We start from the raw sequence: 14,717 nt of genomic DNA, 5'->3' as shown, positions 1-14,717 counted from the left end.
CGCGCGTCCTGCTCCGCAGGAACGACGCGCCGACGCTACGCGTCGGCCCAGCAACCCGCTCCGCGGGTTGCTGGGCTCGGTCCCTCCGGGACCGGATCCGCTCCGCGGATCGAGTTAGGTCGTCGGTGCGGTGTCCCGATCGCTCCGCGATCGTGCCTCCTCCCCGACTCGCCTTCGCTTTTCAAGTCCAACATGACTGGGGTACAGGTTAATTCGGCTAGCAGTAGGAGGCCGCGGGCGTTGGCCTAGCCGACTGGGTGCTTGGTGACGGGTCGTCAGTTACGACTAGAACGTCGAGCCGTGCCAATCCTGTGTGCCGCTGCTTCCTTGTCTCCAAAACTTTGGAGTATTCGAGTTCTGCCGCTCCCCCGCTCACTGGAGAATGGGACTCGGGAGCGGGCGAACGCGTCTGCTGTCACACTGAGCTCAGCGGCCAAACCTCAGCCGCTTGATGGTCCGATGGTCTCAGGAGCACGGACCAGATCGATGCCGTGCTCCGCAAGGGTAGCGGACACCAACTCTTCTTGCTCTGAGGGGAGTTGATTATTTTTCAGCTTGGTGCGGACCTTGGCGAGCCAGGGACCGATCATGACACGGTCGCCGTCCAACTCGATCCACTCCCGGGCGCCGGGGGTGCGTCCCCACCGTGCCACGAAGAGCCCGAGGATCTCGGTGGTTTGCGCGAACGTGCGCCGCCGCGATGTGCTCGGCCTGCCCGCGGCGTGTTTCTGTTCCAGGAGGGCGCGGTCGGGGGTGATTCCCATGCGGGCGAGCAGGTCGCGCTGGCCGGGGTCGAGGTCGGGCCAGCTGGTGAGCTGGCGGTGTAGCCAGCTGCCCGCCTTCACTCCGTGGATGACCGTGTCGCGGCGCAGCGTGCTGGGGTGGTTGCCGGCTTCCAGGTGGCGGCGCAGCAGATGGTACTTGCGATGCCAGTCGGGGCCGTAGGGGAGTTTCCAGTCTGGGTCGAGGGCTGTGAGCTGGTTGACGCGGTCGGGGGTGAGGCGGTCCTTTCGGGCTAGGGCGCGCTGGTCGGCAAGGAACTGGCCGCCGGGTAGTTGGGTGGGGATGGCAAGGTGGCCGTGTTCGGCGTGGAAGGCCTCGACGGTGGCCAGGTGGCCTTGCCAGGTGGCCTCGTGGTCGTCCCAGATCATGCCGAGATCCTCGAGCTCGGCGATCCATGCCGGATCGAGGGCGCCTGCCTGGTAGGCGGTGCGTTGGCCGGTGATGAATTGCCCCAGCCGGTAGCCGTAAGCGTCCTCGTAGTCGGCGCTCACGCGCAGGTGGCTGTGTTCGCTTTGGTAGCGGATGGCGGCGGCTAGGCCAGCGCGGCGGGGAGCAGACAGGACGGCGCCGCTGGAGGGCCACACCAGCAGGTCGAGGGCGCGGGCGATCACGGTGGGGTCGAGGGTGTGGTCGAAGCGGAAGCGGCGGGTGATGTAGGTGTGGGAGTCGCGGGCGGGATGCTGGTTCTTGGCCCGGGGGGTACGGGCGGCGATGGTCTGGTCGTGGTGGCGCAGGGCGGCGGTGACCAGCCAGAGGGCTTCGTAGGGGGTGCCGAGGAGGTCGGTGGGGTCGGTGCCGGGCGGGATGTAGGCGGGGATGACGAGGCTGGCTGTCTTCGTCTTGAGGGTGGGTGGTTTGCGCAGGGCGCGGCCGAGCGCTTGGACGATGCGGCGGACGCTGGCGGTACGGTCGGCGAAGACGACGGCGTCGACGGCCGGCAGGTCGACGCCTTCGCCTAGGACCTTGGCGTTGGCCAGCACGCCTCGCTCGGCGTTGCTGAAGCGGGCGATGGTGTCGGCGCGCCGGTGGGGGCTGTGGGTGCCGTCGATGGACTGCACGACGACGTCGTCCGCCCAGTCGGGGCGCAGTTCGTCGGGGAGGGTGCGCAGGGTGTGGGCGAACTGGCGAGCGAAGTCGGCGGCGTCGGCGATCTGCTGGAAGTAGACGAACACGTGCCGCAGGTCCTGCTCGCGCATGGCTTTGAGGATGGCCAAGTGCAGGGCGGTGGTGCGGCGCGCGGTGGACCCGGCTTCAGGATCGGTGAGCGCGTTGTGCAGTTCAGTGTCGGTGACGGTGGGGACGACGAGCTGGTAGTCGGCGAGGACGCCGTCATCGATGGCGTCGGCGTGGGAGTAGGTGTGCAGGCGGGGGCCGAAGATCTGCGGCTGGTCCATGGTCGCCAGCAGGGCTGGGTCGTCCCAGGCGGGTGCGGTGGCGGTGGTGCGCTTGGGTTGCGCTCTGGTGGTGGGCGGCTCGGTCAGGCGGGGGGCGTCCCACACATAGGGGGTGGCGGTGAGGTAGAGGCGGCGCTCGGCAGGGATGCGCTCGTTGTCGTGCAGCGCAGTCCAGTTCTTCTCCCAGGTGCCGGCCGTGGCGTGGGCTTCGTCCACGACCAGCAGGCCGAAGAGGGGGGCGGGGAAGATCGCGGAGTGCTGGGCCTCTTCGATCTTGGACAGCGAGTCGTAGGTGAAGAAGACCGTCGCTTTGGGGTGGCGGCCGAGCCAGTAGGCCAGGTACTCCCCCGCGTTGGCCGAGTCGACCTCGGCCTCGGCGAGCAACGGGTGGGAGGCGGCGCGTAGCGAGGAGACGGTGATCATCGGCTCGCGGCGGCCGTCTGCGCGGGCGGCCGCTGCCCACTGTGCGACCAGGTCCAGGCTGGGCACCGCCACTGCCAGGTGCCGCACGCCGAGTTCCTCGGCTACGCGCAGTGCGAAGAGGGTCTTGCCGGTGCCGCAGGCCGAGACGGCGTGTCCGCGGGTGCGCGGGCGGCGCAGGTGGCGAACCGTGTTGGCGAGGCCCTCCTGCTGGTCTGTGCGCAGGACCAGACGCCCGGGGTGTTCTGTTGCGGTGGGACTGGCGGTCATCGCGCGTTTCCTCGGCATGCAGGAGGGGCTGACTCGCGTTCATTCTCGCGTACAGCAGGGGTGCGGCGCAGTGTCTCTGCTCTGGCGGGGGCGCGCTGCGAGCCCATGCGCGCCCCGTGATCAGTGTTGTCGGATGCGGATAGGGGGCGACGGCTCGGGGCTCGGGCTTTCTCCGCTTGGTTTCAGGCAGCCCGGCGGAAGGCTGTCTTGCGTGGCGTGGGCAGGCGCAGAAGGTCTTGCAGGGGCGTGCCGTGTTCGGCCCACCGGCGCAGGCGGTCCCGGTCGATCCAATGCACTTGGTGGCGTTCGCCCCATGTTTTGGCATCCCGGGTGAAGGAGCCGTTGGTGACCACAACTGCGACATCAGCTCCGTGCGCGGGGCCTGCGGTGCCTTTGACCTGGTACATCACTGAGGAGCCGACCTTGCCGGCGACGGTCGTGTGCTTGGCCTGCAGGACGATTCTGCCGCGTTGGCGGTCTTCGCCGATGACGTCTGCGGCCTGGTCTCCTTGTCGGCCGACCTGCCGTGCGTTCCAGCCGTCCCGGAGGAGCAGGTCACGTAGGGCGAACTCGAAGGCCCGGTCGTCCATGGCGTCGAGTTGCGCGAGCGTGATCCGGAGCCGGGCCAGCGTCTGGGCCCGCACCTTCCGGGCCTGCAGTTCACGGATGAACCGCCAGGCTGCGTAGCCGAGGGCGAGAGCCGCGAGGACGGCGAGCCATGGCCAGATACGGACGGCTGCCTGCCATGTGGCTGTGGCGATCTTGGCCAGCAGCCAGAGTGCGGCGCAAGCGACGGCCGCGGCGGCGGCCTGTTCCCTGCCGCCGCGGGGTGGGCGTAGCCGGGGCGAGCGGCGGGGCATCAGTGGCCCACGCTCGCTGACACTGATGGTGTAGGGGTTTGCGGTGTTGTCGGGGAGGCCTCTCCGAAGCCGATGAGCTGGCTCCATAGCCACACCACCGCGATCAGCCCTGCGATCGACCAGCCGCTCAGTTTCTTCGCGCTGGGGCGGGGTTTGCGTCGGTAATGACTTCGCACCTTGTAGTGGCCCTCGGGCGGCTTCGCCACTGCTTCCTCCTCCGTGTCGTCAGGCCGTCAACTGCGGTCTGATGTCTGGTAATTGGTGTAGCAGCGGGCACTGACAAATCCGCCGGTTTGATCAGTGAGCTCTTTCAGTGTGGCCACCGATCGAGTGACGGCGTCGGTGTCCGCAACGGACAAGGCTCCTATGCCGTTGAGAGAGGTGTTCGACGTCTCAACTCATTGGCGCAGGAGCCTTGTTGGTCACCTATCCTGCCGCACTCGACCTGCCCCATGCCCTGGTCGAGTGGGTCACCATGCTCATCATCACTCGCGAGGGTGACCGCCGCTGCAAGCTCCCACCGCACCAACGTGCCCTGGTCGGCCTGGTGTACCTACGCAAGCACGACACCCTCGCCCAACTCGCGGCCGGCTTCGGCATCTCCGTCGGCACCGCCCACGCCTACACAGCAGCCGTTATCGCCCTGCTCGCCGACCGCGCGCCCGGGCTCCTGCGGACCCTGCGCGAAGCCGACCCCGACTACGTCCTGCTCGACGGCACCCTCGCGGAGTGCGACCGCGTCGGCGACAGCCGGGCCGACTTCTCCCAAAAACACCGACGCCACGGCGTGAACGTGCAGGTGGTGACCGATCCAGTCGGACGACTGCTGTGGATCTCGCCCGCACTGCCCGGCCGCGCGCACGACCTGACCGCGGCCCGCACTCACCGGATCATCCGGATCTGCGAACGCCAGGGCGTTCCGATCCTCGCCGACCGCGCCTACATCGGAGCCGGCCCGTGGGTGACAACACCACGCAGACGCCCACCCGGCCGCGATCTCACACCAACCCAGCAAACCGTCAACCGCGCGCTGTCGGCGGCACGCGCACCGGTCGAGCGCGGCGTCGCACGACTGAAGTCCTGGCGGATCTTGCGCAAGGCCCGGTGCAGCCCGAACCGAATGTCGTCAATCGCAGCCGCCATCCTCACCCTGGAGCGGCACCGCTGAAAAGGCTCAGTGGAGGCCTTGGCAGTGCCTCGAAAACGCGCCGTGATGCGGTCATGGGTCCGGCAGTGTTCGAACATGCGGGACAGTGGTGCTCGGGTCTGCGGAAATTCTTGTCATGCGGACTGGACTGGCGTGTTCTGGTACGGCTTTGGTGGCCGATGCAGGTGCTCATGCACCGCAGTGCTCTGTTTCCGTCACTTCGATCACATGCAGAAATGGCATGAAGCAGTACGTGTTCGATGCGCTCCTTATGGGAGGCCGGTCGGGTGCCTTCAGGGGTGGGGGCGGCTTTCGACGCGGGGGCGCTGTGGAGCTGCCTTTCTCGGCGGGGCCGAGAGGGGTACGGGCAGCCCCGGCGGTTGTGGCTATGCCTTGGGCCGTCGGGGGGTTGAAGATCGGTGAGTGTGCGCGGCCTGGGGCTTGCGTTTCGTCGGCGAGGGCGGGTCGGCGTCCGTCGTGGGGTCATTCGGCCGCTTCGGTCAGGTGTGTGAGGGTGGAGCCGTCGATGTTCTTGGAGATGTGTAGGCGTTGGGTGATGCGGCGGCGCAGTTCGGGGACGTGGCTGATGAGTCCGACGGTGCGGTCGTGGGCGCGTAGGGAGTCCAGGACGTCGAGGACTTGGTGGAGGGTGTCTTCGTCGAGGGTGCCGAAGCCTTCGTCGATGAAGAGGGTATCCAGTGCCTGGCCGCCGGCTTCGGCGGTGACGATGTCGGCCAGGCCCAGGGCGAGGGCCAGGGAGACGTAGAAGGATTCGCCGCCGGAGAGGGTGTCGGTGTGGCGTTTGTGTCCGCTCCAGGCATCGAGGACTTTGAGGTCCAGGCCTGATTTGGCGCCTCGGGCGGCTCTGTCGTCGGAGTGGACGAGGGTGAAGCGGTGGTGGGACATGCGTGACAGGCGGGTGTTGGCGGCGTCGACGACGTCTTCGAGACGGGCTGCCAGTACGTAGGACTCCAGTTGCATGCGGAGCTGGTTGCTGGGTGAGCCGCCGCTGATGAGGCCGTGGAGGTGATCGACGGTGCGGTAGGTGTCCTCGAGGGGTTCCAGGCGCTGGATGTGGGTGTCGAGCTGAGCGGTGAGGGTGGCCAGGGCGGTTGCGCGGTCGGCGGCCTGGGTGGCGAGGGCTGCCGTGCGGGAGTGGGTTGCGGTGGTGGTGTTCAGTTCGGTGACGGCGTGCTCGAGGTCGGCCGGAGGCTGGGCGATGGCTGCCTGCAGTTCGGGTTCGGCGAGCCGGGCGGTCAATACGAGGCACTGTTCACGCCAGTGGGTGATTTGGCTCTCGATCGCGGTGAGTTCGTCGTCGGGCAGGCGGGCGGCCGAGGCTTCGGCCGGGGAAGTGAAGCCTGCCGCGTGCGCTGCCTGCTCCGCGAGAGCGGCGGCGCTGTGGCGGCTTGCGACGGTTGCTGTCACGGTGGCCGCGCACGCGGCGGCGGCCTCGAGGCGGCCGGCGTGCTGGGTGAGGTCGGTGATGCGGTCGGCGAGTGTGGCGTGCCCGTTGAGGGCGGTCGCGAGGCGGTGGGTGAGCTCTTCGCGCTGCATGTGCAGGCTGTCGTAGGTGGCGTCGGCGGCGCCCAGGCGTGCGGTTGCGGTGTTGCGGGTGTGCTCGGTTTCGGCCTGTTCCTTTTCCAGGAGGGCGAGTTGTTCGCCGGCCAGTCCGGCGTCGGATGCCTGGGCAAGGGCGTCAGCGAGGTGTTGTTCGAGGGTCGTGCGGTGGGCAGTGAGGTCAGCAAGGGGGGTGTCGCCGCCGGCTTCACCGCGGGCCGCGGCGGCCTGTTCGTTCAGCTGGGCCAGGGCCTCTTTGGTCTTGTTCTCGTTCTGCTGGGCGCGGGTGTGGGCGGCTTCGGCGGCCTGTTCGTCGGCGGCGGTGGGCTGGCCTGGCTGGGCGGTGGCGGGTGCGGGGTGGGTGGGGGAACCGCATACGGGGCAGTCTTCACCGTCGACGAGCCGGCCGGCGAGCTCGGCGACGATGCCGTCCGTGCGACGGCGCCGGATGTCGATGTACGTTTTCGCGGCTTGCTCGGAGTCCTTCTCGGCCTGGCTGAGGACTTTGTGGGCGGCGCTGATCTGCTGGTCGAGGACGTCACGGCGTCTGGCGGCTTCCAGCTGCTTTTCGACGAGGTCGAGGGTGGGGGTGAGTTCGCGGCTGATCTCCTGTGCCCTGCGGGCGTCTTCCAGGCGTGCGGCAAGGTCGGCGCGGCGTTGCGGAAGGTTGTTGAGCCGTTCCTGGGCGTCGGTGAGGGTTTCGGTGAGTTGCTGGCGCTCGCGGTCGAGTGCGTCCAATGCTGCCGTGTGGCGCTGGAGGGCGGCCTCGTCGGGCAGGAGCGCCTGGACGGCGCCGGTGTCGGCGTGCAGTTGCTGCGCGGCGTGAGTGAGGGCGCCGGCGTCGAGGGACGCGTGTTCGGGCAGCAGAAGGGCGCGGGCGCGGCTGTCGTCATCCAGGGCACGGGCGTGCTGGAGGTCGGCGGTGTGTGCGGTCTCCAGGACGGATTGCAGTTGCTGGGCTTTCACGGCGCGCTCGCGGCGGTCGGCGAGGCGGTCGTGGTGGGCGGTCTGCTCGTGGAGCAGGCCGAGGTCGTGTGCGGTGGTGCGGTGGCTCTGCTGGAGACGGTGGAGGTCGCGGACGGCCTGTTCTGCGATGCGGGCGTGCGCCAGCTGCTGCTCGGCGGTCTCGGTGGCGGTGGTTGCGGCGTCTTGGAGGGTGAGGGCCTGGCAGTGCAGGGCGCTGGCCCAGGCGCGGGCGGGTGCGGCGAGGGTGGCGGGGTCGTCGGCCCGGGGGGCGTCTTGGGCGGGTTCGAGGTCGTCGCCGGCTGCCTGCTGGATGCGTTCGGCCAGGCGCAGGACGTCGGCGCGGGCCTCGTCGCGCGTCTTGGCGGTGAGGGTTTTGCGGGTGGCGAGGAATTCTTCGATGAGGCCGAAGCGGCGGGTGCCGAAGAGGGTGCCCAGCAGGACCCGGCGTTCGGATGCGTCGGCGCGCAGGAACTTGGTGAACTCGTTCTGCGGGAGCAGGACGACCTGGCAGAACTGCTGCCGGGTCAGGCGCAGGAGGGACTTGATCTCTTCTCCGGCTTCCCTGTGGGACTTGATGATGCCTTCCCACTGGCCGTGTCCGTGTTCGTCGAGGACCCACTGGTGCAGGTAGGTTTCGGCCTTCTGGTCGACCAGTTCTGCGCTGTTGCGCAGGTGGGGTCGCTTCTGGGCGGGGATTCTGCGGATCTGCAGGCGCTTGCCGGCGAGGGTTACTTCCAGGGTCACTTCGGTTAGCAGGTTGGCGGGCGCGTGATCGCTGCGCAGCCGCATGTTGCGTTCGTGAGGCGGCAGGCCGTAGAGGGCGAAGCAGATGGCGGCGAACAGGGTGCTCTTTCCGGCGCCGGTGTCGCCGTGCAGGAGGAACAGGCCGTCGGCGGACAGGGCGTCGAAGTCGACGGTGTGCCGGCGGGCGAAGGGGCCGAAGGCCTGCAGGCGCAGGGAGTGCAGACGCATGTCAGACGGTTTCCTTCTCCTGGGCGCGCACGCGCATGTCGTCGACGGCCTCTTGGAGGAGGTCTGCCTCTGCGGTGGTGGGTGGGGTGCCGCGCACGGCGGTGATGAAGTCGTGGGCGATGTCGAGGTCGCCGCGGCCGCGTACCCGTTCGCGGTAGGTGGGGCTGTCGGTGGCCTGAGCAGGGATGCCGGCGGGCACGTGCCCCATGTCCAGCGTCTTGGAGAAGCGCTGCCTGAGTCGAGCCATCGCCTCGTACGGCAGGGCGGTGTCGGTGAGGGTGACCTGCAGCCAGGCTTCGCTGAGAGCTTCGTGCGCGGGGTCGGTCAGCAGATCCTCGATGCGGCCGGTCAACCGGGCCAGCGGCAGATGGAGGTCGGCCGGGATGTTGTGGCGGGTGATCGTGGGGGCTCCGGCGGCCGGCAGGTCGGCCAGGGTGATCGATTTGGTGTGGTTGGCCTCGGAGAAGGAGTAGGCCAGCGGGGAGCCGCTGTAGTGGATGCGGTCGTTGACGCTCTGCGGGCGGTGCAGATGGCCCAGGGCGGTGTAGTCGATGCCGTCGAAGAGGTCGGCGCCGGCGTGGGCGACTCCGCCGACGCTGATGTCGCGTTCGCTTCTGCTGGTGGTGGCACCGGTAATGAAGGCGTGGGCGAGGACGACGGAGCGGGCGCCCGGACGGGTGGCGAGGTCAGTCCGGATGCGGTCCAGTGCCGAGGTGAGAACGGCCTGGTGGGAGGCTGTCTCTGCGTCCAACTGGGTGCGTACCAGGGCGGGCTCGAGGTAGGGCACTCCGTAGACGGCGACGGGACCGTGCTCGTCGTCGAGGAGGACGGGGCGGGCAGCGTCGGCGGGGTCGGTGCGCAGGTGAACGCCGGATTTGGCGTACAGGCCGGAGCCAGTACCGAGACGGTGGGCCGAGTCGTGGTTCCCGCTGATCATGACCGTGGGGATACCAAGGTCGGCAAGCTGGTGCAGAGCCCGGTCGAACAGACGTACCGCGTCCAGGCTCGGAATGGCACGGTCGTAGATGTCGCCCGCGATCAGCAGGGCGTCCACCTTCTGGGTGCGGGCGGTGGCGCAGATGTGGTCCAGGACCTTGCGCTGGTGGTCGATCAGATCTTCCCCGTGGAACCGGCAGCCGAGATGCCAGTCCGAGGTATGCAGGAACCTCATGGGCACAGACCGTAACCAGAGTGGTGGGAGCTACGGGCGGTTTTCCCGATAAACGGTCTTGTTTCGGGGGCTTGGGGCACGTGAGGGAAAGGTTTCTTCGTATGCGCCGCCGGGTGGCGGAGCCGGACGCGGCTCGCAGGGTGATTGTCAGTGGCAGGAGGCAAGATAAGCAGTGGGGGAAGGAGGATGTGATGTCGTTATCGCGTTCTGCCAGGACCGAGCACACTGTGGCGCCCGGGGGCTGCCGGTGGTGCGGAATCGAAGCCCGCGCGCACGCGCGGCAATGGACTGCGGAGGCCGGATGGCACGCCTGGACGGCGCCGACCACTGAGCAGCGCAAGGAGCGCATGCTGCAGCGGCGAACGCAGCAGCAGGTCAGCAGGCGAGGGCCTGCACCTCGGTGAAGATGTCCCGTAGCTGCTGGGGGACCTCTTCGGGGGTGGTGAGCATGGACACCAGTGCGTAGAGCATGTCGGCCTTGCCGTTGGGGCTGCTCTCTGCGGCCTGCTGTTTGATCATGTAGAGGATGCGCTCGCTGAACTTGCCGCCCCGGTGTTCGCTGAAGTCGTCGGCGCTCCAGGGCTGGCCCTCGGGGCGGGGCCAGTGGGCGTTGGCGGCGGCTGCCCACTGGAGGTCGCTGAAGAGCTCTTCCAGTTCGTTGTAGCCCTGGCTCTCGCCGACGTACGAGACCTGCTTGGTGAGGTCGAGACCGGCTTTGATGAGTTTCTCGGTTTTGAAGTGCTTATTTGCGCGGCTGTCGGCGTCGACCATCAGCATGACGGTGCGATGGTGCTTGACGAGGTAGCCCGCGAGGTGGAGTGCTCCTTCGTTGTTGTCGCAGGCCCACAGGGCGATGCCGGCCGCCTGCAGGGGCAGTCCCTGCGAGAGGCGGAAGAGCAGGGGCACGCACTGCTGCTCGGTGGGGCCTTCGACTGCCAGGAAGCAGCGTTCGTGCAGCAGGACGGAGTTGCGCAGTCCCACCGCGGCGGCGATCTGTCCGAGGTGGAAGTCGATGCCGTCGTGGGTGTCGCCGTCGAGGCGCTCGACGAGGGTGCGGCCGCTGTCGCTGAGCTTGAGGTGGACGACGTCGGCGATGTCGACGCCGTCGATGAGGTTCATCGAGTGGGTGGCGACGATGACGCTGACGTGGGGCAGGGCGCACTGCTTGCGGATGATGTCCATGACGGTGCGCTGGTGGCGGTAGTCGAGGTGGGTGTCGGGCTCGTCGTAGACGACGATGGTCTGGGTGGGCTGCGGCACGTCCTGCTCCCCCGTCGCGGCGAGTTCACTGCTTTCGAGGAGGCTGCTGGTCCACTCCCACACGGCGAGGGCGATGCGCCGGGTGCTGCCCTGGCCCGAGCGGGTCAGATCCACAGGCTCGCCGTCGGCCTTGGAGACCTCCAGCGGCGCTCTCTTGAAGCCGCCCTTGAAGGAGACCTCGGGCTTGACCTCCACGCCGACGAACTCACGGCAGTGCTGGCGGATGTGCCGGCACAGGGAGTCCGCTTCCTTCTCCAGCCGCTGCGTGATCTCCTTCTCGATCTCCCGGACCTGTCCCTGGAGGGTCTCGTCCTCCAGGTGGGTCTCGTAGCAGCTGCTCAGCGCGGTGCGCACCGCGTCGTCCGGGCTCTCGTCCTTGCCGCCGAACGCCAGCAGCCGCGGCAGCCGTGCCTCGAGGTCTTTCGGCAGCGGCTGCCACTGCTCGGTCTGCGGGACGGTCGCGGCGTGTGCGGTGAGCGCGGCCAGCAGGTCTTCCTTCAGCGTGCCCGACGGGGCAAGTCCGAACTCGGCGACCAGTTCGGTCAGGTCCTTCTTCATCAGCCGGCCCAGGCCCTGCAGACGGCTGTCGGCGGGCTGCGATCCGAAGAACTCCCAGCACGCCGCCTCACCGGCCCGTGAGCGGCGCCGGATGCGGAGCTCCGCCGGTAAGGGGGCGGCGGCCTGCTCGACGGTGTCCAAGCGGAAGACGCCCTCCACCCATGTCTCCGCGCAGCGCTGTCCCTTGACGCCCTCGTCCTGCTGGTAGGTGCGGTCCTCGTCCGTCAGACGGTGCTCGCCCAGCAAGAAGGCCAGCGCGGCCAGGACCGCGCTCTTGCCGCCGTCGTTGCGGCCGGCCAGGATCGTCGGGCTGCTGACCGGGATGTCCTGCACATGGGTCAGCGAGCGGAACCCGCGCGCGGAGAAGCGGATGAGGTGCACGGTCGAGCTGCTCCGTATCTCCCCGCTCCGCCGGGCGACGGACTGGGGTGTGGCGTGCGGGCGTTACGCGTGCGGATGAGGCGGTTGAGGCCTCGGCGCAGGCAGTCATCCTAGAGGCACGCAAAGCAACCGTGCCCCGTATTGCGCCAGTTAGCGTCTGGGCGAGGAGAGGCTGAGCCTCGCCTCCTCAGGCGGAACGACGCATCCCGCAGAAACCGGGGCGCTGCGCCGGGCACAGCCTCAGTGGACGTCTTTGACCAGCGCGAACCCGGCATGCACGGTGCCACGCACTGTGGTTGAGAGCTGAGGGGCACCGGTCCGGGAGCTTGGACGTCGCATCCGCTACAGACGCGCCTTTCATCACGGGCATCGCGACCAACTGATCAATTCTCCTGGGTTCCGAGAGCAGTCCTCGGTGCGAACCGGAGCGCGACGCCCAACCATCACTCTGCCCGCTCTACTTGACGTTCTGTCATTTTTGTCAACTTCGTCACATGGTGGAATATTTGGAGCTAATCTTTTGAGGTCTGATCCGAGGTGATACGACGTGAGTGACGTACGTCCGGCACAGCCGGGGATGCTGACGGTGGTCCGGGAATTCCGCGGCATGACGCAAGCCGACGTGGCTGAGGCGATGGTGAAGGCCTCCGGCGGTGACGCGGCGGTGTCCCAGGGGTATGTGAGCCGCGCCGAGAGCGGCCGGCTGGCGGTCTCGGGAGAGCGGCTGGAGCTGTACGCGGCGGCTCTGGGGTATCCGCCGGATCTGCTGTGTCTGGACCCGCAGGTACACGGGGTCGGCGTGGGGCTCGTCCACCACCGCAAGCGTGCGTCGTTGACCGTCTCCGCCCTTCGGCACCAGCATGCCCATCTCGCCCTGACGCGGGTTCAGTTGGAAGGCATCGCCGCGTGCCGACCCGGTCTCGGTGTGCGGTCTGCGGCCATCCCCACTGTCGCACTCGACGCCCTGATCACGGCGAAGGACGCAGCCCGGCAGGTTCGCAAGGCCTGGGGCATGCCGCCGGGCCCGGCGGCTGACATGACGGCATCCCTGGAAGCGGCCGGAACGCTGGTAGTCGCGCGTGATCTGGGCAGCGACCGGCTCGATGCGGTCAGCCAGTGGGACGGAACACAACCGCCGCTCATCCTGGCCAACGACCACGCGCCCGCAGACCGCTACCGCTTCAGCCTGGCGCACGAGCTGGGGCACCTGGTCCTGCACCGGTCCCCCGGCGACAGCGCCGTGCAGGAGCGGCAGGCCGACGAATTCGCTGCCGAGTTCCTCATGCCCGCGCGTGACATCCGCTCCGCCTTCACGCCTCGCGTCGACCTGGAACTCCTGGCCCGGCTGAAGCGAGAGTGGAAAGTGTCGATGGCCGCGCTGCTGCGCCGGGCACAGAGCCTGAACATCGTCACGGACTGGCAGTACCGCAGCGTGCTGGTGGAGATGTCCGCGTTGGGATACCGCACAGCCGAGCCGGTCGAGATAGACCGGGAGCGGCCCCGGTACGTCCCCGGCCTGATCCGCTCTGCTCTGGACGCGGGGATCAACGAGGAGGAGCTGGCCCGCTGTGCGCGGCTGCTGCCTGAGGACTTCCAGCTGCTGTACGCCCCGCGCGAAGGCGCGGCGGTGGATTCCGCTTCGAAGGTGAGGCCATGACTGAGTCCTTCCCCTCCCCGCGCCCGGGCGCCGGTTCCGATCCCGCGGAGCCTCCCGACCCTCCTCTCACCCAACCGCCCTCTGTACCCGAGCAGTTGCGAGGTCGGATGCTGCTGCAGGCCGGAGTGAGCCGCGTCGGCTATATCCGCGAGCAGCTCGATCCGGTGCGCAGCGGGCTTGTCGTCAGCGGGGCAGGGGCGGCGGCGAAGGTCCGCAAACTGCGCGAGGAAGGGTTCACGGGACCGCTGCTGGCGGATCCCGCCGTCTACACCGTGGCGGCGGCCAGCGAGGACGACCCATTTCCCGACGTCTCGCAAGGCCAGCTGGCCTTCGGCGACCCGCTGCAGCTGTCGATCGAGGAGCAGGTGGGCCACCGTGCGGGCGCGACGGCGGCCATGACGCCCACCGGATATCTGCACGCGGAAGACTCCGACGCCCTCAAGGCCGCCGTCCACCAGGTTCTCAAGCTCGAGGACCCCCACGTCTTCTTCAGTGTGCCGGTGGACGTGGCGTGGCTGCGCGACGACGCTGTCGGACAGCTGATCGCCTGGCTCAATGTCGTGCCGAACCCCAAAGCGGTCATGCTCGGCGGGCAGATGGACCCGCTGGCCGGCTTCTCCCAGGCGGTGGGCAACCTCAAGCGGCTGCTGGCGGAGGTCCCCGGGACCGCGCTGCTGCGTGCCGACCTCGCGGCGTTCGGGGCTCTGGCCCACGGGGCGGCGTTCACCGCTTTCGGCGCCACCAGCAGCGTGCGGCACATCGTCCCGCCTGGCCAGGCGGCCAAGCGGTCCCCGGGCGGTCCGAACTCGCCCTCCGTGCTGCTGCCGGAGCTGATGGACTTCTTCCTCGGCGAGACGCTGGCGAAGAGGTTCGCCGCGGGCCTGGCGCCGGTGTGCCGGTGCGCGGCCTGCGACGGGCTCGTCCTGGACACTTTCGTCAGCAATCACTGGCAAGTGCCGGCGGCCGCCCACAATGCGGCGGTGCTGATGGAGTGGCTGCGCAGCATGGACGCCGTCGAGCCAGCCGGGCGGCCCGCGTGGTGGCAGCAGCGCTGTCGGCGCGCGGTGGACCGCTACCCGGTGCTCAACGCTGAACTCGACCATCCCGGGTTCAGCGCCTTCAAGGTGCCCCAGCAGCTGCTGCAGTGGGCGCAGACCCCCGTCGGCCCGCAGGCCCCCTCGACGGCACGCCCGGTGGCGGGCGCGGAGCGCGGTGAGCCGTGACTAGGGTCTGTTGCGAAAGTGGATCTTGTTCGTTCATGATCATGTCCCGTGGGACGTGGGGATCTGACGAACGGCCAGTGGGCCCGGCTTGAGCC

Annotated in this window: 8 protein-coding genes; 3 read left to right on the top strand and 5 right to left on the bottom strand. The window is 68.6% G+C overall.

All coding sequences use genetic code 11. The features are described from left to right. Positions 1 to 440: 440 nt before the first annotated feature. Entirely contained in the window at positions 441 to 2,867 is a 2,427-nt protein-coding gene (locus tag ACH4VX_RS35275; protein ID WP_398373389.1) for a Helicase associated domain protein, read from the bottom strand. A gap of 182 nt (positions 2,868 to 3,049) precedes the next feature. Next, positions 3,050 to 3,727: a restriction endonuclease gene (locus ACH4VX_RS35270; protein ID WP_398373387.1), complete on the bottom strand. Its 678-nt coding sequence runs from the start codon at positions 3,725 to 3,727 to the stop codon at positions 3,050 to 3,052. Positions 3,728 to 4,145: 418 nt separating this feature from the next. On the opposite strand from ACH4VX_RS35270, the gene ACH4VX_RS35265 reads away from it, so the two are divergent. Continuing rightward, the gene (locus tag ACH4VX_RS35265) at positions 4,146 to 4,895 is read left to right on the top strand and encodes a transposase family protein (RefSeq protein WP_398373385.1); all 750 of its coding nucleotides are present in this window, start codon (positions 4,146 to 4,148) and stop codon (positions 4,893 to 4,895) included. Positions 4,896 to 5,357: 462 nt separating this feature from the next. Here the strand turns inward: ACH4VX_RS35265 and ACH4VX_RS35260 are convergent, their stop codons facing one another. The 3 genes from ACH4VX_RS35260 to ACH4VX_RS35250 all read right to left on the bottom strand — a co-directional run bounded on the left by ACH4VX_RS35260 (position 5,358) and on the right by ACH4VX_RS35250 (position 11,742). Further along, positions 5,358 to 8,372: an AAA family ATPase gene (locus tag ACH4VX_RS35260; RefSeq protein WP_398373383.1), complete on the bottom strand. Its 3,015-nt coding sequence runs from the start codon at positions 8,370 to 8,372 to the stop codon at positions 5,358 to 5,360. Between the two features lies 1 nt (position 8,373). Further along, on the bottom strand, positions 8,374 to 9,543 hold the full coding sequence (locus ACH4VX_RS35255) for an exonuclease SbcCD subunit D (protein WP_398373381.1): 1,170 nt from the start codon (positions 9,541 to 9,543) through the stop codon (positions 8,374 to 8,376). Positions 9,544 to 9,918: 375 nt separating this feature from the next. Next, positions 9,919 to 11,742, bottom strand: a complete 1,824-nt coding sequence (locus tag ACH4VX_RS35250; RefSeq protein ID WP_398373380.1) for an ATP-dependent nuclease — start codon at positions 11,740 to 11,742, stop codon at positions 9,919 to 9,921. Positions 11,743 to 12,319: 577 nt separating this feature from the next. On the opposite strand from ACH4VX_RS35250, the gene ACH4VX_RS35245 reads away from it, so the two are divergent. Both ACH4VX_RS35245 and ACH4VX_RS35240 read left to right on the top strand, forming a co-directional pair. Then, positions 12,320 to 13,399: an ImmA/IrrE family metallo-endopeptidase gene (locus tag ACH4VX_RS35245; protein ID WP_398373378.1), complete on the top strand. Its 1,080-nt coding sequence runs from the start codon at positions 12,320 to 12,322 to the stop codon at positions 13,397 to 13,399. 107 nt (positions 13,400 to 13,506) lie between these two features. Then, positions 13,507 to 14,622 carry a hypothetical protein gene (locus ACH4VX_RS35240; RefSeq protein ID WP_398373376.1) on the top strand — a complete coding sequence of 372 codons (1,116 nt, stop codon included), beginning with the start codon at positions 13,507 to 13,509 and terminating at the stop codon, positions 14,620 to 14,622. The last annotated feature ends 95 nt before the right edge of the window (positions 14,623 to 14,717 follow it).

The organism is Streptomyces sp. NPDC020731 (genome assembly GCF_044334705.1).
Lineage (GTDB): Bacteria > Actinomycetota > Actinomycetes > Streptomycetales > Streptomycetaceae > Streptomyces.
This window is presented reverse-complemented; position numbering and strand designations above follow the sequence as displayed.

Coding starts and splice junctions, on each gene's coding strand:
- ACH4VX_RS35275 (WP_398373389.1), bottom strand. CDS start 2,867: ATGACCGCCAGTCCCACCGCAACAGAACACCCCGGGCGTCTGGTCCTG.
- ACH4VX_RS35270 (WP_398373387.1), bottom strand. CDS start 3,727: ATGCCCCGCCGCTCGCCCCGGCTACGCCCACCCCGCGGCGGCAGGGAA.
- ACH4VX_RS35260 (WP_398373383.1), bottom strand. CDS start 8,372: ATGCGTCTGCACTCCCTGCGCCTGCAGGCCTTCGGCCCCTTCGCCCGC.
- ACH4VX_RS35255 (WP_398373381.1), bottom strand. CDS start 9,543: ATGAGGTTCCTGCATACCTCGGACTGGCATCTCGGCTGCCGGTTCCAC.
- ACH4VX_RS35245 (WP_398373378.1), top strand. CDS start 12,320: ATGCTGACGGTGGTCCGGGAATTCCGCGGCATGACGCAAGCCGACGTG.
- ACH4VX_RS35240 (WP_398373376.1), top strand. CDS start 13,507: ATGCTGCTGCAGGCCGGAGTGAGCCGCGTCGGCTATATCCGCGAGCAG.